This is a genomic window from Clostridium sp. NkU-1 (assembly GCA_001312405.1).
Map to the genome: position 1 here is coordinate 116,563 of BBDR01000009.1, position 17,390 is coordinate 133,952.

The 17,390-nt window shown below is 44.9% G+C and carries 16 protein-coding genes and 5 pseudogenes; 18 read left to right on the forward strand and 3 right to left on the reverse strand.

The annotated features are described in order from the left end of the window. Positions 1–6: 6 nt before the first annotated feature. The 4 genes and pseudogenes from alr to JCM10519_RS14855 all read left to right on the forward strand — a co-directional run bounded on the left by alr (position 7) and on the right by JCM10519_RS14855 (position 4,110). Positions 7–1,221: an alanine racemase gene (gene alr / locus JCM10519_RS14840; RefSeq protein WP_054740113.1), complete on the forward strand. Its 1,215-nt coding sequence runs from the start codon at positions 7–9 to the stop codon at positions 1,219–1,221. Positions 1,222–1,320: 99 nt separating this feature from the next. Then, positions 1,321–1,668, forward strand: coding sequence for a type II toxin-antitoxin system PemK/MazF family toxin (locus tag JCM10519_RS14845; RefSeq protein WP_054740115.1), 348 nt, complete (start codon positions 1,321–1,323; stop codon positions 1,666–1,668). 109 nt (positions 1,669–1,777) lie between these two features. Beyond that, positions 1,778–3,172: a CNNM domain-containing protein gene (locus JCM10519_RS14850; RefSeq protein ID WP_054740117.1), complete on the forward strand. Its 1,395-nt coding sequence runs from the start codon at positions 1,778–1,780 to the stop codon at positions 3,170–3,172. A gap of 209 nt (positions 3,173–3,381) precedes the next feature. Beyond that, positions 3,382–4,110, forward strand: a pseudogene (locus JCM10519_RS14855) (YebC/PmpR family DNA-binding transcriptional regulator). A gap of 88 nt (positions 4,111–4,198) precedes the next feature. Here the strand turns inward: JCM10519_RS14855 and JCM10519_RS14860 are convergent. After that, positions 4,199–4,924: a PocR ligand-binding domain-containing protein gene (locus JCM10519_RS14860; protein ID WP_347844322.1), complete on the reverse strand. Its 726-nt coding sequence runs from the start codon at positions 4,922–4,924 to the stop codon at positions 4,199–4,201. 204 nt (positions 4,925–5,128) lie between these two features. Here JCM10519_RS14860 and JCM10519_RS30350 point away from each other — a divergent pair, with 204 nt between their 5' ends. Next, the gene (locus JCM10519_RS30350) at positions 5,129–5,521 is read left to right on the forward strand and encodes a hypothetical protein (protein WP_347844323.1); all 393 of its coding nucleotides are present in this window, start codon (positions 5,129–5,131) and stop codon (positions 5,519–5,521) included. Continuing rightward, positions 5,493–5,765 (forward strand): GNAT family N-acetyltransferase, encoded by a 273-nt coding sequence (locus JCM10519_RS30355; protein WP_347844324.1) that lies wholly within the window; start codon positions 5,493–5,495, stop codon positions 5,763–5,765. Before JCM10519_RS30350 ends, JCM10519_RS30355 begins: the two co-directional genes overlap by 29 nt. 3 nt (positions 5,766–5,768) lie before the next feature. Here the strand turns inward: JCM10519_RS30355 and JCM10519_RS14870 are convergent, their stop codons facing one another. Further along, positions 5,769–6,533: a GNAT family N-acetyltransferase gene (locus tag JCM10519_RS14870; RefSeq protein ID WP_054740119.1), complete on the reverse strand. Its 765-nt coding sequence runs from the start codon at positions 6,531–6,533 to the stop codon at positions 5,769–5,771. A gap of 235 nt (positions 6,534–6,768) precedes the next feature. On the opposite strand from JCM10519_RS14870, the pseudogene pepF reads away from it, so the two are divergent. Beyond that, a pseudogene (gene pepF / locus JCM10519_RS14875) lies at positions 6,769–8,552 on the forward strand (oligoendopeptidase F). Positions 8,553–8,591: 39 nt separating this feature from the next. After that, complete coding sequence (locus JCM10519_RS14880; protein WP_054740121.1) at positions 8,592–9,365, forward strand: nitroreductase family protein; 774 nt, start codon at positions 8,592–8,594, stop codon at positions 9,363–9,365. Between the two features lie 89 nt (positions 9,366–9,454). Here JCM10519_RS14880 and JCM10519_RS30360 read toward each other — a convergent pair whose 3' ends face one another. Next, positions 9,455–9,706, reverse strand: a complete 252-nt coding sequence (locus tag JCM10519_RS30360; RefSeq protein ID WP_347844325.1) for an Hsp20 family protein — start codon at positions 9,704–9,706, stop codon at positions 9,455–9,457. A gap of 429 nt (positions 9,707–10,135) precedes the next feature. On the opposite strand from JCM10519_RS30360, the gene JCM10519_RS30365 reads away from it, so the two are divergent. The 10 genes and pseudogenes from JCM10519_RS30365 to JCM10519_RS14930 all read left to right on the forward strand — a co-directional run bounded on the left by JCM10519_RS30365 (position 10,136) and on the right by JCM10519_RS14930 (position 17,326). Next, entirely contained in the window at positions 10,136–10,294 is a 159-nt protein-coding gene (locus JCM10519_RS30365; protein ID WP_347844326.1) for a hypothetical protein, read from the forward strand. Positions 10,295–10,352: 58 nt separating this feature from the next. Beyond that, positions 10,353–10,772, forward strand: a complete 420-nt coding sequence (locus JCM10519_RS14890) for a YkgJ family cysteine cluster protein (protein WP_347844327.1) — start codon at positions 10,353–10,355, stop codon at positions 10,770–10,772. 72 nt (positions 10,773–10,844) lie between these two features. Beyond that, positions 10,845–11,762: pseudogene (gene pyrF / locus JCM10519_RS14895) on the forward strand (orotidine-5'-phosphate decarboxylase). Positions 11,763–11,771: 9 nt separating this feature from the next. After that, positions 11,772–12,547 (forward strand): annotated as a pseudogene (locus JCM10519_RS14900) (dihydroorotate dehydrogenase electron transfer subunit). After that, positions 12,548–13,449, forward strand: a pseudogene (locus JCM10519_RS14905) (dihydroorotate dehydrogenase). It begins immediately after the preceding pseudogene. A gap of 31 nt (positions 13,450–13,480) precedes the next feature. Beyond that, positions 13,481–14,158, forward strand: a complete 678-nt coding sequence (pyrE, locus tag JCM10519_RS14910; RefSeq protein ID WP_054740122.1) for an orotate phosphoribosyltransferase — start codon at positions 13,481–13,483, stop codon at positions 14,156–14,158. 116 nt (positions 14,159–14,274) lie between these two features. Beyond that, positions 14,275–14,424, forward strand: coding sequence for a hypothetical protein (locus JCM10519_RS14915; protein ID WP_054740123.1), 150 nt, complete (start codon positions 14,275–14,277; stop codon positions 14,422–14,424). A 169-nt stretch (positions 14,425–14,593) separates the two neighbouring features. After that, positions 14,594–15,091, forward strand: a complete 498-nt coding sequence (locus JCM10519_RS14920) for a VanZ family protein (protein WP_054740124.1) — start codon at positions 14,594–14,596, stop codon at positions 15,089–15,091. Then, on the forward strand, positions 15,060–15,380 hold the full coding sequence (locus JCM10519_RS14925) for a hypothetical protein (RefSeq protein WP_054740125.1): 321 nt from the start codon (positions 15,060–15,062) through the stop codon (positions 15,378–15,380). The genes JCM10519_RS14920 and JCM10519_RS14925 overlap by 32 nt, the downstream gene beginning before the upstream one ends. A 5-nt stretch (positions 15,381–15,385) precedes the next feature. Then, positions 15,386–17,326: an aminopeptidase gene (locus JCM10519_RS14930; protein WP_347844328.1), complete on the forward strand. Its 1,941-nt coding sequence runs from the start codon at positions 15,386–15,388 to the stop codon at positions 17,324–17,326. Positions 17,327–17,390 lie beyond the last annotated feature (64 nt).

Here is a 17,390-nt window from a genome sequence, read left to right on the forward strand (position 1 = left end):
AAAGTGATGAAATTATACAGCAGAGTTTATGAAACAATTGATTTAGATGCTATCCGGCACAATATGGAGGCCATGAAGGCAAATCTTAAGGAAGGGACCAGGATGATCGGCGTTGTAAAATCTGATGGATACGGCCACGGAGCGGTTCCTGTAGCCTGGGCCATAGATTCCTATGTGTGGGGATATGCGGTGGCCACCGTGGAAGAAGGTGTGATTTTAAGGAGACACGGAATCAGAAAGCCCATTCTGGTCCTGGGAGTCGTGCCTTATGATGGGTACAGCCTTTTGGTGGAATATGGGATCAGCTCCTCCATATTTCAGCTTAAACGGGCAGAGCGCCTTTCTGCTCTGGCGGAAAAGGCGGGGAAAAAGGCAGTGATACATCTGGCGCTGGATACGGGCATGAGCAGAATCGGATATCCGGTCACAGAGGAATCGGCAGATGAGGCGGTGAAAATCTGCGGCCTTCCTGGAATTGAAGTGGAAGGACTGTTCACTCATTTTGCAAAGGCAGATGAAAGGGATAAGGCAGCCACCGATAAACAGATTGAAAGGTATGAGAAATTCGTAACCATGCTTTCTGACCGGGGGATCAGGATCCCTGTCCTTCACTGCTCCAACAGCGCCGGAATCCTGGATATACAGCGTGCTAACTTTCAGGCGGTACGGGCTGGGATATCCATATACGGCATTTATCCGTCAGGAGAGGTTGACAGGGATATGGTAAGGCTTAAGCCTGCCATGGAATTGAAAAGCTTTATTTCTTACGTGAAAAAAATCGAGCCTGGAACTTCTGTAAGCTACGGGGGGACATTTACCGCTGACCGGGAGATGACAATCGCCACGATTCCCGTAGGATATGGGGACGGCTATCCAAGGAATCTTTCCGGAAAAGGGGAAGTGCTTATAAGGGGACAGCGCGCCAGGATATTAGGGCGTATGTGCATGGACCAGTTCATGGTGGATGTGACTGAAATAAAGGCCGCAGAAGAAGAGGATGAGGTGGTTTTGATCGGCAGGCAGGGAAAGGAAGAAATTACGGTAGAAGAGCTTGCCAGAGCCGGTGGCGGCTTTCATTATGAAATCGTCTGCGATATGGGCAAACGGGTCCCCCGGGTCTATTTGGAAAACGGCCGGGTCATTGGAACGAAAGATTATTTTGATGATTGTTACGAAGGGTTTTGCAAGGCTGATAACATACTCCATGTCCAAAACATATGATAAGGTATGCGGCGGAAAAACTTAATTGAATACTCGAGTCAAAGAAGGTCAATACTAGACTTAGGTAAGATTCCTAAATAATTGACGGAGTGTGAGAGTGTGATAATCAGACGTGGAGACATTTATTATGCAGACCTAAGACCGGTGGTCGGCTCTGAGCAGGGCGGGATCCGTCCGGTTCTTATTATACAGAACGACATAGGCAATAAGCACAGCCCTACCGTAATCTGTGCAGCAATTACATCAAGAATGAATAAGGCGAAGCTTCCCACCCATGTGGAGCTGGATACCAAAAAATGTGATATGATTAAGGATTCGGTAATCCTTTTAGAACAGCTTCGCACCATTGATAAGCAGAGACTGAAGGAAAAGATCTGTCATATTGACGAAGAGCTACAGCAGGAAGTGGACTGTGCATTAAGGGTGAGCCTGGAACTGGATACATAGTTCACCGGAATCGAACTTCCTTGACGGATTACTGAGAAAATGGTATATTTCTAAGTAGTTACGAGAAAAAAATACGAATGATAATGGACAAAAGGAGTAGATTTTTAGAATGGACGATGGCAATCCGCTTATACGCGTGATTATTTTTATTGCTTTTATCGTGCTGGACGCTATATTCTATGGATTTGGAGCAGCAATCCAAAACGTGAATACAGGCGAACTGGAGCATCAGATGGAGGAGGGTAGTAAAAAGGCCGGTCAGCTGTTACATATTGTAAACAGGCCGACAAGGTTTGTAAATACTATCCAGATCACCACAAATTTAATCGGTATGGTAACCGGGGCTTTTGTTTTGGAGCAGCTGGGAGCAAGGTTAGAGACTGTCCTGACAAGAGACGGGGCTTATGCCAGCCAATGGATATCCCTTATCAGCCTGCTGCTGGTTTCTGTCCTGCTGGTCGTGCTTTTGATCAGCTTTGGCATCATTATTCCAAAACGATGTGCGGCGAAAAACCCTGAAAAATGGGGGTATCGGATGCTGCCTGCGGTATCTGTCATTATGATACCTGTTATCCCCTTTACCTGGCTGGCCAATGTGGTGGCTTACTTTGTCTTAAAGCTGCTGGGTATCGATATGGCATCAGATAATGAGAACGTTACGGAAGAGGACATCATGTCCATGGTGAACGAGGGCCATGAACAAGGCGTTTTAGAGGCCAGGGAAGCGGAGATGATTACAAACATCTTTGAGCTGAATGATAAGGAAGCCGGGGATATTATGACCCACCGAAAGAATCTTGTCGCTTTGGATGGCGAGATCACTCTTCGGGAGGCTGTGAATTTTATACTGAAAGAGGGATTCAATTCCCGTTATCCGATTTATAAAAAAGATGTGGATGATATTATCGGGATCCTTCATATGAAGGATGCTCTTATAGCCGTGGAAAATAAAAGGAATGCGTCCCGTCAGCTGTGGGAGATCGAGGGACTTCTCAGAGAGGCTCATTTCATTCCGGAAACCAGGAACATTGATACCCTGTTTAAGGAAATGCAGTCCAGAAAGATCCATATGGTAATTGTAGTGGATGAATATGGGCAGACGGCGGGTATCGTGACAATGGAAGATATTCTGGAAGAGATCGTAGGCAATATCCTGGACGAATATGATGTGGATGAAGAATACATTGTCCCTTCAGACGACGGTTCCTATGTGGTGAGCGGCATGACTCCCCTGGAAGATGTAGAAAGGGCCTTGAACATTGAATTTGACGAGGAGGATTACGACTCCTATGATACCATAAACGGTCTGCTGATTTCCAGGCTGGACCGGATTCCCCAGGAAGGGGAAGAGACGGAGGTGTCCATTCTGGGATATTGTTTCAAAATCCTTCGTGTGGAAAATAAGATCATTCATACCATCCGGGTCAGGAAAGAAGAACCGGAAGAGAAGCAGGAGGATGCGGACCTTAAGAAAATAGAGGCCCATGAGGAATCTCCGGAGTAAAAAGTGTAAAACGTGCACAGCTGTCATTTGTTCCCAGGTAAAAAGGGGAATCGGCGGCTGTGCATTATTTTCTTGCAAGATAATAAAAATAGTGCTAAAATGAAAAAGATGTTGATTTTTTAGCCGAATCAAGTAGCGAAGCGGATTGCGAATATCCGCTTGACAAATTATAAGGACGAAATAGAGAAAGAAAAGGAGTGTTGGAAACAATGTCAGGACATTCAAAGTTCGCGAATATTAAACACAAAAAAAGAGAAAAAACGATGCCGCAAAAGGCAAGGTTTTCACTGTCATTGGAAGAGAACTGGCGGTAGCGGTGAAAGAAGGCGGACCAGACCCTGCAAACAATAGTAAGCTCCGTGATATTATCGCAAAGGCGAAGGCCAATAATATGCCCAATGATACCATTGACCGCGGCATTAAAAAAGCAGCCGGCGATGCAGGTTCTGTTAATTATGAAACCATTACATACGAAGGATACGGCTAACGGGGTTGCAATCATCGTAGATACGCTGACAGACAATAAGAACCGGACTGCAGCAAACGTAAGAAACGCATTTACCAAAGGCGGCGGCAATGTGGGAACTCCCGGCTGTGTGTCCTTTATGTTTGATAGAAAAGGCCAGATCATCATTGATAAAGAAGAATGTGAACTGGATCCTGATGAGCTGATGATGATTTCCCTGGAAGCAGGCGCCGAAGACTTTTCTGAGGAAGAGGACAGCTTTGAAGTAATTACCGGACCAGAGGAATTCAGTGGAGTGCGTGAGGCACTGGAAGCTGCAGGCGTTCCCATGGTGGAAGCAGATGTTACCATGATTCCTCAGACTTGGGTGGAATTAACGGATGAAGAGTCCGTTAAGAAGATGAACCGGATTTTGGATCTTTTAGATGTGGAAGATGACGTACAGGCCACTTACCATAACTGGGAAGAATAAAGTTTATATACAATCATAAAAAAGTGAGGAAAAGCTTTTAGCAGGCTTTCCTCACTTTTTATATGTTAGTCGATTTCCGTTAGATTCCTTACGGACTTTTCGATCGCTCCAACAAGCTCATGGATCCTTTGATAGACAGCTCCGGAGCTTTTTGATATATCTCCAAACTCTCTGGCAACCACGGCAAAGCTACCCCTGCTTCTCCAGCCCTGGCGGCTTCAATGGAGGCGTTGATGGAAAGGATATTTTCCATGGAGGCAACATTCTGGAGATCACGGGTTTTATTTGTCACTTCGCTTAAGGATCTTTGGATGTTTCCTATTTCGGAATCAAGAACGTTGTTTCTTTTTTGTGTAATGGCCTTAATATATTCAAGATTGACCAGCTGGTTTACGATGTTTCCCAGCATTTGGGCGGAAGCCTGGATCATGTGCTCGGACCGGACAGGAATCTTTTTAAGTGCGTCCACATAGGAAGCTTCGTTTACGCCGATTTCTCTTGCAATGCTTCGGAATTTTTCTTCCTCCGGTTCTTTCGGGAGAACTTGTCCACCTATGACAGCGCCCACTTTTTCACCGTTTATGATGATGTCGGTGGAAAAGTCCATAAGGCCTGCATGGCAGAAATAGGCTCCGCTTCCTTCCGCATCGCACTTCTGGCACCGCTGGAGGCCTTCCTGGCTCCCTCTGGTGTATTTCATACAGAAATCAGAAAAATTACTTCCCTTTGTTATGTAATTGCCTTCTGCGTCCAGCGTAATGGCTGCCAGGCCGGTGGAGTCGGAAAATTGATCCTGGATTTTTTTGCAAAGCATTTAGATCAATGAATTTTTTTGATGTCAATCATACTCTTTTTGCCGCCCTTTCTGTAGTAAAGTGCTATACAACTTTTATGTATAATATTATATAATATTGGAGAAGGAATTACAAGCAAGTAATCGAGCAAAAGACGAAAAGAAATGAATACACGCCATAAAAGGTGGTACGGTGTTAAAAGGAAATGGAAGAGGATTAAGATTATGGATAGCGACCGATTGTACCGGGTAAAAAAAGAAGATGTGGAAAAATTAAAGGAACTGCTGACAGAATGCTTTGCCGGAGATCCGCTTTATTGCAGCCTGATCCCTGACGGAAACACCAGGAGCCGTCTGCTCCCGGAATTATTTGAATGTGATATGGAGGAATTTTTAGAAACTTGTGAAATATATGCCGACAGCCCGGAAATTAACGGGATCCTTGTGGTGGATGATGAATCCCAGCCTTACAATGCCTTTCATTACTATCTGGCAGAAGCAGCCGCCCTTTTAAAAACGGACGGCTATCTGATCAAGGAAGATCCTTCTTTAAAAACATTCTGGAATTTTTTTCCAGGGAAGGGATTATTTGAATTCCAGCTGGACGGACCGGCTTGACCAGGAGAAACGGCTGCACATCATTTATCTGGCTGTGCGCCCTGCCGTTCAGCATCATGGAATATCCTCTCTCCTGTTAAGGGAAGCCATTGACTACGCAGATAAAAATAAGCTCATGATTTCCCTGGAAACACACAATGAAAGCAATGTACAGTTTTATGAACATTTCGGCTTCAAGGTCTTCAGCATTGTGGAAAAGCGTTTTCATTTAAAACAATACTGCATGGTCCGGGAAATAAAATAATGCTTAGTATAGATAGTAGGACAGGCTTTCCGTAATTTGAAAGCCTGCCTTTTTATATATTGCCATGGCAGGGGCATTTTGGCCGGACACCTGAAGAGAAAGCTTTTTCAGTTTTTCAGAGCCAGGCAGGGAAAAGCAGGTTTCCAAAAGCAGATAAAGGCAGGCGCTGCCAAGCCCCTGGTTCCGTAAATTTTCCGAAATTTCAAACCCGTAAAAATAGGCGCTCCGTCCCCTGAAATCCAGGTAACAGGAGCCTACAGGGGTGTCCTTTATCAGAAAGGTACAAAGGGAAGGGCCTTCATCATCAGAAGCCATAGAGAGCGTAAGAGACGCAGAAAAACGGTTGTCTTTAGCCAGACCGGTTTTCAAAAAAGCGGAAGCAGAAAGCGCCATTAAATGCTCCTGATACCAAAGGGAGGCTCCTATGGCATTAAGGGTTTGGACAGTATCCTCACAGGTCTCATCCACAGGGAAGACCAGGTCACTGTCATCCGTTTCCTTCAGCAGTTCTTCCAGAAGCATCCTGAAATGTCCTTTCTGCCTGTTTGGCGGAAGGGTATAAGCGCAGCATTCATAGTCCCCGTTTTCATTAAAAAAAGCGGAAAGGGCGGATAAGAGGCTGGCTTCGTCGTATAATAAGTAAAAGATACAGTCCTCATCCATAGGAAAGGTGATAGAAATATGGTCATGTTTTCTGCAGGTTTCCTGCAGGCGGTGCAAGTCGCTGATTTGGGTTTTGCTGGGGGTTTTTGTTCGTATCATATTCATGGCTGGACTCCTGGTTCGTTTTCGTATAGTATAGGGTATCTGAACTTGCAGCGCAAGTGAAGATAAAAGGGGCGTTCTGTGCCCCGTCCATCCGATTACCGGAAGTGTTTTTGGCTTCCGATAATATAATACAATAAAAATATCAAAATTCAATAAAATATTTCCATATTGCTGATTGTCTCTTTCAAATTTGGGTGATAGAATAAACACAAGTGAAGGAGTTGGAGGGATTTATTTGAAAAAGAGAGAAGAAATACCGGTTTGCGATACATGGAACCTGGCGGACATTCTGCCGTCTGAGAGTGCATGGGAGGATCTGTTCCGCGAAACAGAACGCTCGCTTTCAGGTTATAAAAGTTATGAAGGACATCTGGCAGATTCTGGCGAGGTGCTTTTTTTCCTGTCTGAAGTTTGATGAAGAGGTATCCCTGAAAATAGAAACATTATTCGTATACGGAAGGCAGAAATCCGACGAAGATACGGGCAATGCCAGGTATCAGGAATTTTCCTCCAGGGCAAGGTCCCTTTCCTATGAGGCGGCTGGGCTGTCGTCATTTTTGATACCGGAAATCCTGGAGATACCGGAGGAAACCCTTGACCGGTACCGGAAGAACACGCCGGAGCTTAAACGTTATGACAGGACCTTTGAAATTATTTTAAAGAAGAAGGCCCATACGTTATCAGCCCTATGGAAGCCCTGCTGGCAAAATCCATGGAAGCCACATCAGCCCCTTCCGAAATCTTTAATATGTTTAACAATGCGGATGTAAAATTTCCTGAAATAATGGATGAAAAGAATCAGCCGGTCAGGATCACTCATGGAAATTATGTTGCCCTTATGGAAAAGCAGGACAGAAGGGTGAGAAAGTCCGCGTTTGAGGCTTTGTACAGCGTCTATGGACAGTTTAGCAATACCCTGGCTGCGACTTTTTCTTCCAATGTGAAACAGGCGGCTTTTTACGCCAAGGCAAGAAATTATTCCTCTGCCAGAGCCCATTCTCTTGGAGAGAATGAGATTCCGGAGGAAGTGTATGATAATCTCATAAAAGCAGTTCATGAGGGGCTGCCAGACCTCCATGGATATGTAAACATCAGAAAGAAGGCCCTTGGGGTAGACGAACTGCATATGTATGACCTTTATGTACCATGGTTTCAAGGGAAGAGCGTAAAATTACCTTTGAGGAAGCCAAGGCCATGGTGCTGGAGGGCCTTAAGCCTCTGGGAGAGGAATACTTGTCTCTTTTAAGAGAAGGCTTCAGCAACCGGTGGATTGATGTATATGAAAATGAAGGAAAACGGAGCGGTGCTTATTCCTGGGGAGTTTACGGAAGCCATCCCTATGTGCTCTTAAACTTTAATGGAACTCTTGACAGTGTATTTACCCTGGCTCATGAGATGGGGCATGCGCTCCATAGCTGGTTTTCCGATAAAAACCAGACCTATGTTGATGCAGGATATAAGATTTTTGTGGCGGAGGTGGCTTCTACCTGCAATGAAGCGCTGCTCATCCGTCATCTATTGGAAACCACGTCAGATAAAAAGGAACGGGCTTACCTTGTAAATCATTTTATGGACAGTTTCCGTGGGACTCTTTACCGGCAGGCCATGTTTGCGGAGTTTGAAGCAGAAACCCATCGTCTGGCAGGGGAAGGAGAGGTGCTCACTGCGGAAGTCCTTTGCAGGATATATCACCGGCTGAATGAGGAGTATTTTGGCCCTAATATGGTGGTCGATCAGGAAATCGATTATGAATGGTCCAGAATCTCGCATTTTTATACACCGTTTTACGTATACCAGTATGCCACAGGGTTTTCGGCTGCCATTGCGATCAGCAGCAGGATTCTTAAGGGAGATGAGAATGCGGTAAAGGGATATTATGAATTTTTAAGCGGCGGAAATTCCATGACTCCCATAGACTTATTAAAGCTGTGCGGCGTTGACATGGGGACAGCTGAACCGGTGAAGGACGCACTCCAGGTATTTGCCGGGCTTTTGGAAGAAATGAGCCGGCTTATTTAAGTCCGGTGGTTGGATAGAGGAGAGGGGAGCAGAGCAGGTATGAATCTGTATCAGATGATATTTAAAAGAAGATCGATCAGGAAATTTAAGAAGGAAGAAGTCCCGGGGCAGCTGTTAAAGGACATTCTTTATTTTGGGGAAAATATACCAAGGCTGCACGGGGATATTCAGATTAAGCTGGGAATAAGTGAAAATATGGAAGAGCATTTGCCTGTTAAGGGACTGTGGAAGGTGGAGGCTCCTTATTATCTGGTGTTTTACTCCGAGGAGAAGGAGGGATATCTGGCAAACGCAGGATATGTGCTGGAGCATGTTCTTTTATATATGACAGGAAAAGGGCTTGGTACCTGTTATCTGGGGAACACCAAGGTTCCGGAGCCTGGTCCGACAGGGTTAAAGCAGGTAATTGTAGTTGCCTTTGGATATCCCAAAACCCTGCTTTACCGTGACCCTGCAACGGCAAAGCGGCTTCCTTTAAAGGAATTATGCGTGTTTAAGGAAGAAGCAGGAGAATCTTTAAAGAATATATTAAAGGCTGTCCGCCTTGCTCCGTCGGCCATGAATACCCAGCCCTGGCGTTTTATCGTTTATCGTGATAAAATCTATGTATTTTCCTGCAGGGAATTCCTGCCGTCATCTTCTTTTGTGTCCATGCGGGAAATCTGCATGGGGATCATGCTTGCTCATTTGACCATTGCTGCAGAAGAAATGTGGATGAATGTAAAGCTGGAAGCAGAGGAAGCCATGGAGAAAAAGTCTTATAAAAGCGGGGCATATGTAACTACGGCATTTTTAAAAGAGTATAAAGGCTGATAAGATCGATCTGCTGGTACAGAAAGAAAGGGAAGACCCTGAAAATGGGGGTCTTCCCTTTTTGTCTGTTCTGTGTTATCCAAGGTATTTTACTCAATGGTAATATAGTGATTTTCCTCGATCTGCTTTGGAGCTTCTTTTGGAACAACCAGCTTCAGGATGCCGTTTTCAAAGGAGGCCCTGACATCTTCCTGCTTCAGGCCGGAACCTACATAAAAGCTTCTTTTCACAGAGCCGTTGTAACGCTCTCTGCGGATATAGTTTTTCTGATCTTTTATTTCATTTTCGGAAACAGTTTCCGCGTATATGGTCAGATATCCTTCTTTTAATTCGGCTCGCACTTCCTCTTTTTTTATAGCCAGGAAGCTCGATTTCAATGACATAGTCGTTTCCATTGTCTTCGATGTCGGTTTTCATCAGGGACTGTCTGTTGTGATAAGCATCCGTAAAAAAACGGATCATTGAAAAATTCATCAAATAAGTTATTTCTTCTGGTTAATAACATAAAAGATTCCTCCTTTTTGGTAATATATTTGTCACCGGCTATCCGGTGCATTTCTATTTGTTATACATGTAATATAACACACGTTGTTAGCACTGTCAAGAGGTGAGTGCTAATTAGTTTGTGAAAATTCTGTGAAGTACTGAATTTACGGTTTCACAAAGACAAGTGCTGATTTTTACAAACAAATTAATCTGTCATTGAATGTATTAGCCGGAAATGGTAGAATATCCATGTTTGTTAAAAAGAAAGTTGAGGAAAATGATTCATGAAACGGGAAATCGATTGGAAAGAGATCTCAGATGGAAAATTATATGGCTTAAACGATATGGTAAAGGCTGACTGCGGTGATTGCAAGGGCTGTTTTGCCTGCTGTCAGGGATGGGGCAGTCGGTCATCCTGGACCCCCTTGACTGTTTCCGGCTGACGGAAAATCTCCGTTGTACCCTGGAGGAACTGCTTGCAGATAAGCTGGAACTAAATGTGTGGATGGAATTGTGCTTCCTAACTTAAAAATGGGAGGAAAAGTGGAAAGGTGCGGCTTTTTAAACCAGGAGGGACGATGCGGGATTCACAGCTTCCGCCCTGGAATCTGCCGTCTGTTCCCATTGGGGCGGATCTATGATGAGCAGGGGTTTCAGTATTTTCTCCAGGTTCATGAGTGCAGAAGGGAAAACAGGGCAAAGGTCAAGGTGCGCAAATGGATTGATACCCCTGATGCAAAGAGGTATGAAAAATACGTATCAGACTGGCATTTCTTTTTAAAACGGTTGAAAAGAAAGATGGAAGAAGATGGGGATCAGGCGTTGGCAAATAAGATCAGCATGTATGTTTTAAAGCAGTTTTATCTTACGCCCTATGACAGGGACCAGGATTTTTTTCGATCAGTTTGGCAAAAGGCTTGAAGCAGTTCTTTCTTATGATAGAATTGGTAAGAATAGAGAAAAATAAGGGCAAAGAGATCCAAGGAGGAAGCTATGATCAGGCAGTTAATAGACAAAATTCAAAAAAACAAAGGCCCCAATCTGTGTAGGTTTGGACCCCATGTTAAACTATATACCAGAGCACGTTACAAAGAAGGCATTTGAAGAATTCGGTGAAACCTTAGAAGGTGCTGCGGAAGCTATTTGGCAGTTCAATAAAGAAATTATTGATCATGTATATGATCTGATTCCATCCGTTAAGCCTCAGATTGCCATGTACGAACAGTTTGGCATCGAAGGCCTGAAAGCGTATACAAAGACTGTGAATTATTGCCAGGAAAAGGGGCTTTTCGTCATTGGAGATGCTAAGAGAGGAGATATTGGTTCCACATCAGCCGCTTATGCTACGGCGCATATCGGTAAGGTGAAGGTTGGAAACAAAAGCTTTTCTGCTTTCGGTACAGATTTCCTTACGGTCAATCCATATTTGGGGACCGATGGCGTGAAGCCCTTTGTGGATGTGTGCAGGGAAGAAGACAAGGGCCTTTTCGTTCTTGTGAAAACCTCCAATCCTTCCAGCGGAGAATTCCAGGATCAGCTGATTGACGGAAGGCCGCTGTATGAACTGGTTGCGGAAAAGGTTGTGGAATGGGGAGCAGACTGCATGGATGGTGTTTACAGCAATGTGGGAGCTGTTGTGGGGGCCACCTATCCTGAGATGAGCAGGATTCTCCGCAAGCTGATGCCAAACACCTATTTCTGGTACCGGGATACGGCGCCCAGGGAGGAACGGCAGAGGATTTGAAGCATTGCTTTAACGAGGACGGCCTGGGAGCCATTGTAAACTCCTCCAGGGGAATTATTGCAGCTTATAAATCTGAAAGCTACGCCCGGTTTGGCGGAGAGCATTTCGGTGAAGCCTCCAGACAGGCGGTTATTGACATGGTTTCCGATATCAACAGGGTATTATAGGGGGATTGCATGGCAAAGGTAAAGGAAATAGCAGTGGTTGCCAGCCAGACACGGCTTGGAGACGATGTATACAGCATGTGGATTAAGACAAAGGAAATCGCTGGCCAGGCAGAACCGGGACAGTTTGTTGACCTATATACGAAGGATGGAGCAAAGCTTCTGCCACGCCCCATCAGCATTTGCGAGACAGATAAGGACAAGGGGCTTTTAAGGCTGGTTTACCGGGTTGCAGGGGGAGGAACGGAAGAGTTTTCCCATTACAGGGAAGGAGATTCCGTTGAGGTCATGGGGCCTTTGGGCAATGGATTTCCCCTTGAAGCCGGTGGAAAAGGGAAAAAAGCATTTTTGATCGGCGGCGGAATTGGAATTCCTCCCATGCTGGAGCTGGCAAAGCATTTGCCCTGCGAGAAACAGGTGGTACTTGGATACCGGGATGCCCTGTTTTTAAATGAAGAATTTCACCCATATGGAGATACTTATATTGCCACAGAGGACGGAAGCGCCGGAACTAAGGGCAATGTTTTGGATGCCATCCGGGAAAACGGCTTAAAAGGCGATGTGATTTTTGCCTGCGGCCCTACTCCCATGCTAAAGGCTCTTAAGGCCTATGCCTTTGAAAATGAAATAGAATGTTATCTTTCCCTGGAGGAAAGATGGCCTGCGGCATTGGAGCCTGTCTTGCCTGCGTATGCAAAAGCAAGTCAGTGGACGAGCATTCCATGGTTCACAATAAGCGTATCTGCAAGGATGGTCCGGTATTTAAGGCTGAGGAGGTAGAATTTTAGATGAATACGAAAGTGAATCTGGCCGGAGTGGAGCTTAAGAACCCGGTTATGACTGCTTCCGGCACCTTTGGTTCCGGTGAAGAATACAGCGAGATGATTGATTTGAATCATTTGGGCGCTGTGGTTACAAAAGGCGTGGCTAATGTACCATGGCCCGGTAACCCTACACCCAGAATCGCGGAAACCTACGGAGCATGATCAATGCCATCGGCCTTCAGAATCCTGGAATGGAAGTTTTTATTAAGAGAGATATTCCGTTTTTAAAGAAGTATGATACAAAAATCATTGTCAATGTATGCGGAAAGACCACAGAAGATTATATTGAAGTTGTGGAGCGATTGGCAGATGAGCCGGTGGATATGCTGGAGATCAACATTTCCTGCCCCAATGTAAAAGAGGGAGGAATCGCCTTTGGGCAGGATCCTAAAGCGGTTGAAGCCATAACAAGGGAAGTTAAAAAGTATGCAAAGCAGCCGGTCATCATGAAGCTGAGCCCCAACGTGACGGACATTGGGGTAATGGCAAAGGCGGCTGAGGCCGGAGGCGCAGATGTGCTCTCCCTCATTAACACCTTGACCGGAATGAAAATCGATATTAACCGACGTACCTTTGCAGTCGCCAATAAAACGGGAGGATTATCAGGCCCTGCTATTAAGCCCATTGCGGTGCGCATGGTATACCAGGCTGCCAATGCGGTGAAGCTTCCTATAATTGGCATGGGCGGAATTATGAATGCTGAGGATGCCATGGAATTCATTCTTGCAGGGGCTACGGCTGTTTCCGTGGGAACAGCCAATTTCCGGAATCCTTATGCGGCGGAAGAGGTAGTTAAGGGCATAGAGGATTATATGAAGAAATATCATGTAGAGGATATCAGGGAACTGATAGGAGCTGTACGGTAAGAGGCACTATTTTAATAGAGAGGATAAAAAAATGGAACAGTATAAGCAGGAATTTATTGAATTTATGGTAGACAGCAATGTCCTTAAATTTGGCGACTTCACACTGAAAAGCGGAAGAAAGTCCCCATTTTTTATGAATGCAGGTTCCTATGTGACAGGAGCGCAGTTAAAAAAACTGGGAGAATATTATGCAAAGGCCATTCACGATAATTTCGGGGATGATTTTGATGTTCTGTTTGGGCCTGCTTATAAGGGTATCCCCTTAAGCGTAGCAACTGCCATCGCTTTTCATGAGCTGTACGGAAAGGAAATCAAGTACTGTTCAAACAGAAAAGAGGAGAAGGATCACGGCGGTGATGCAGGAATCCTCCTTGGAAGCCCCATAAAGGATGGAGACCGGGTGGTGATCATTGAGGATGTGACGACCTCCGGAAAATCCATTGAAGAGACCTTCCCTATTATCAAGGCCCAGGGAAAAGTGGAGATTTTAGGCCTGATGGTTTCCTTAAACCGCATGGAAAAGGGAAAAGGGGACAAGGGAGCTTTGGATGAAATCCAGGAAAAGTATGGATTTAAAGCAGCAGCCATCGTTTCCATGGCAGAAGTCATTGAATATCTGCATAACAGGGAGTATAATGGAAAAGTTATTATTGATAATGGTATAAAAGAGGCCATTGATGCTTATTACGAAATCTATGGTGTAAAATAATCCCTTTCAGGGATGCCTTTATGCCCAAAGAGCGTGGATGGGAATAAGGAAACACCCTGCGGGCATACCTTTATGCCCAAAGAGCATGGGCGGGAATAAGGAAAGGAGAGCTTAATATGGAGAGAGTTTATAAAACTATGAGAAATATAGGAGCTTTAAGCATTGGTGTTGGAATTGTAATGACCGTTATCGGAATTGCCGCCGGGACCATATCAATTATAAATGGAGCGTTTTTGCTGAAGAGAAAATCTGAAATTACATTTTAACTGTTATTATGGGAGAGGATGCTGGTGGAAAGGTGTGGCTTATAAGCAGCCCCTCTCTTTTTTGCGCGAGTAATGAGCGGAATGAATATGCAAGCATATTCATTGGGCCAATACCGCGGCAGCTAAGGAAAACCTGTTTTCCTTAGTGCCGCATATAGATGGAGCTGTTATGATTAGAAATGCGACAAAACGGCAGAAGATGGGTTGGGTAATCTTTATAGTTTACCTGATCTTTTTGGCATACTTTTTATTTTTCTCCGATTATTTCGGCAGGGGGAGCCATGTTCGGCAGGAATATGCATACAACTTAACCCCGTTTAAGGAAATACGGCGTTTTATTATTTACCGCCATGTGGTCGGACTGGAATCCTTTCTGATGAATATTGTGGGAAACATTGTGGGCTTTATGCCCTGCGGCTTCTTTCTTCCGGTCATCAGCCGCAGGAGCCGTCAATGGTTTAATACAATGCTGTTAAGCTTTTTGTTCAGCTTAAGCATTGAAACCACCCAGCTTATTTTCAAGGTGGGGTGCTTTGATGTAGATGACATGTTACTGAATACACTGGGAGGTGTCCTTGGATACATCCTGTATAAAATCATTCAGCATACAAGAGTGAGAATGAGGAGGAAAAGGCGTGCAAAAGCAGAAAAGAGTGTCCTACATTAGAAAGCCCTTTGCAAAAAGAAGCTTTCTGTCCCTGGGACTTGCAGTCGGGGCACTTATACTAGGAATCATTGGAATCGTCAGCTCTGTAATGGCTGAAGGGCAGGCGCAGCTTAATGTGGCAGCCGTCTGCTTCTGCAGCCTGTTGATTTCATTTTTTTCACTGATTTACGGTGTTCTTTCTTTCTTTGAAAAGGAAAAGAAATACATACTGTCTAAAATAGGAATGGGGATCAGTTTAGGTCTTATCATTCTTTGGACAGTGCTTATCATTATAGGAATAAAGGGGTAACGATTATGGATTATCAAGTATTGTTTAAACAGGAAAATGAGGATATTAAGGAGCGCTTTGAGCTGTCTATGGAGCGGATCGGGCAGATGGCAACGGAACAAACTGTGCCGGAACCTTACCGTGATTATTTCGCCAGGACAGCGTCCTTTATCACCATGATGGGGGAGTATCTCCGGTTTATTGAGTCCGGAGACCAGAAAAAGGCTTCTGCGGAGGTATTAAGAGAATGGAACCAGAAGCTTTACCAGGATATTTTACCCGGCCATTATGAGGAGAGCTATGCCAACCCGGCATATGCGGTATCAAAGCTGGGAGAGGGCTATGGCCAGCTTCTTTCGTATCTGTATAAGGAGATCCGGGGGGACATTGTCTTTGTCCATGAGTGGAGACTTACGGATCTTACCATTTTAAATGAAACGCTTATTGAAATTTACAACATATTTGAGGAGGAAATCCCTGAGGTTTCTAAAATTAAGGAAGTAATCTACTGGTTTGTCAGCGATTATACGGATCATACGGTTACCTTCCGGGTCAGGGAAGGGCTTGATCCGACGCTTTCCTTTGCAGCGGATATCATCCGGGAAAATGGCTTAGGGGATCTTCGGTATTTGTATTATTTTGGCGAATACATTTCCGATTCAGAATTAAAAACCGCAGAATTCTTAAATTCCCTGCCAGAGGAAACGGTACGCCTTATGGCGGATACCTACACCGAAGGATACCGCAAAGGCTTTGAGGTAATGGGAAGGGATTTAAAGAAAAAGGGAGCAGTACAGATCCGCTATGAGCTGGGCTTTGAGCGCATGGTGAAATATGCCATGGAAAACTTCGAAAAGCTTGGTCTTAAGGTCATCCTTTGCCGTGCAGCTGTCTGGACAGTCAATACCAATGCCGGCCGGAAATCCGGTTACTACAGCACATCTCCCAACAGACAGTATGATTATGATCACCGTTACGACGATGCCCTTTATCTGAATAAGGCATTTAAAGACCGGAAAGCGGCAGTTTTAAAGGTGGCCTATGAAACCTACAAGGAACAGGCGGCAGCCTTTGCAGGGCCTGCGGTCCTTGAAACCTTTGGAAAAGAAGGCTTTAAGCCGGTGAATAAGCTGGAAGCCAACCGTCTGGATGCCAGACAGGAAAAGCTTTCAGCGGAAATGTCCAATGAAACCTCAAGAATTCTCAATCAATACGTACCTGGAGATGAGACCAGCTTCACCATCATTGCTTTTCCGGTACCGGAAATCGGGGAGGACTTTGAAAAGATCTTTGAAGAGACTATTGCAATCAACACCCTTGATTATGAGAAATATAAGGCAATCCAGCAGGCGGTTATTGATGTTCTGGATGAGGCAGATTACGTGGAGGTAACGGGAAAAGGAAATAACAGGACACACCTTAAAGTGGCCCTTCGCCCGCTGACAGACAAGAATAAGGAAACAAAGTTTGAAAACTGTGTGGCTGATGTGAACATTCCCCTTGGAGAAGTGTTTACGTCCCCAAGGCTTGCGGGAACGGAAGGGACTTTGGCAGTCAGTTCGGTGTATATTACGGACTTCCAGTTTAAAGATCTTGTCATGACCTTTGAAAATGGTATGATAAAGGACTATTCCTGCAGCAATTTTGAGGATCCGTCGGAAGGAAAGGCTCTTGTGAAACAGGTGATCTTAAAGAACCACGACACCCTTCCCATGGGAGAGTTTGCCATAGGTACCAATACCACGGCTTATGCTATGGCCCGTAAGTTCGGAATTATCGATAAGCTGCCAATTCTCATTGTGGAAAGATGGGCCCATTTTGCAGTGGGCGACACCTGTTACAGCTGGGCAGAGGATAGCCCTGTTTACAATCCAATGGCAAGGAGATCATTGCCAGGGATAATGAAGTTTCCATTCTCAGAAAAGAAGATGTATCTAAGGCTTATTTCAGCTGTCATACGGATATAACCATACCTTATGCCGAGCTGGATAGGATAGAGGCTGTCACGGCTTCCGGAGAAAGGGTTTTAAT

Bases quoted from the DNA above. Each gene is read 5' to 3' on its own strand.
- JCM10519_RS14920 (WP_054740124.1), top strand. From the start codon at position 14,594: ATGATTAGAAATGCGACAAAACGGCAGAAGATGGGTTGGGTAATCTTT.
- JCM10519_RS14930 (WP_347844328.1), top strand. From the start codon at position 15,386: ATGGATTATCAAGTATTGTTTAAACAGGAAAATGAGGATATTAAGGAG.
- JCM10519_RS30365 (WP_347844326.1), top strand. From the start codon at position 10,136: ATGAAACGGGAAATCGATTGGAAAGAGATCTCAGATGGAAAATTATAT.
- JCM10519_RS30350 (WP_347844323.1), top strand. From the start codon at position 5,129: ATGGATAGCGACCGATTGTACCGGGTAAAAAAAGAAGATGTGGAAAAA.
- alr (WP_054740113.1), top strand. From the start codon at position 7: ATGAAATTATACAGCAGAGTTTATGAAACAATTGATTTAGATGCTATC.
- JCM10519_RS14870 (WP_054740119.1), bottom strand. From the start codon at position 6,533: ATGAATATGATACGAACAAAAACCCCCAGCAAAACCCAAATCAGCGAC.
- JCM10519_RS14880 (WP_054740121.1), top strand. From the start codon at position 8,592: ATGAATCTGTATCAGATGATATTTAAAAGAAGATCGATCAGGAAATTT.
- JCM10519_RS14850 (WP_054740117.1), top strand. From the start codon at position 1,778: ATGGACGATGGCAATCCGCTTATACGCGTGATTATTTTTATTGCTTTT.
- JCM10519_RS14915 (WP_054740123.1), top strand. From the start codon at position 14,275: ATGGAGAGAGTTTATAAAACTATGAGAAATATAGGAGCTTTAAGCATT.
- pyrE (WP_054740122.1), top strand. From the start codon at position 13,481: ATGGAACAGTATAAGCAGGAATTTATTGAATTTATGGTAGACAGCAAT.
- JCM10519_RS14860 (WP_347844322.1), bottom strand. From the start codon at position 4,924: ATGCTTTGCAAAAAAATCCAGGATCAATTTTCCGACTCCACCGGCCTG.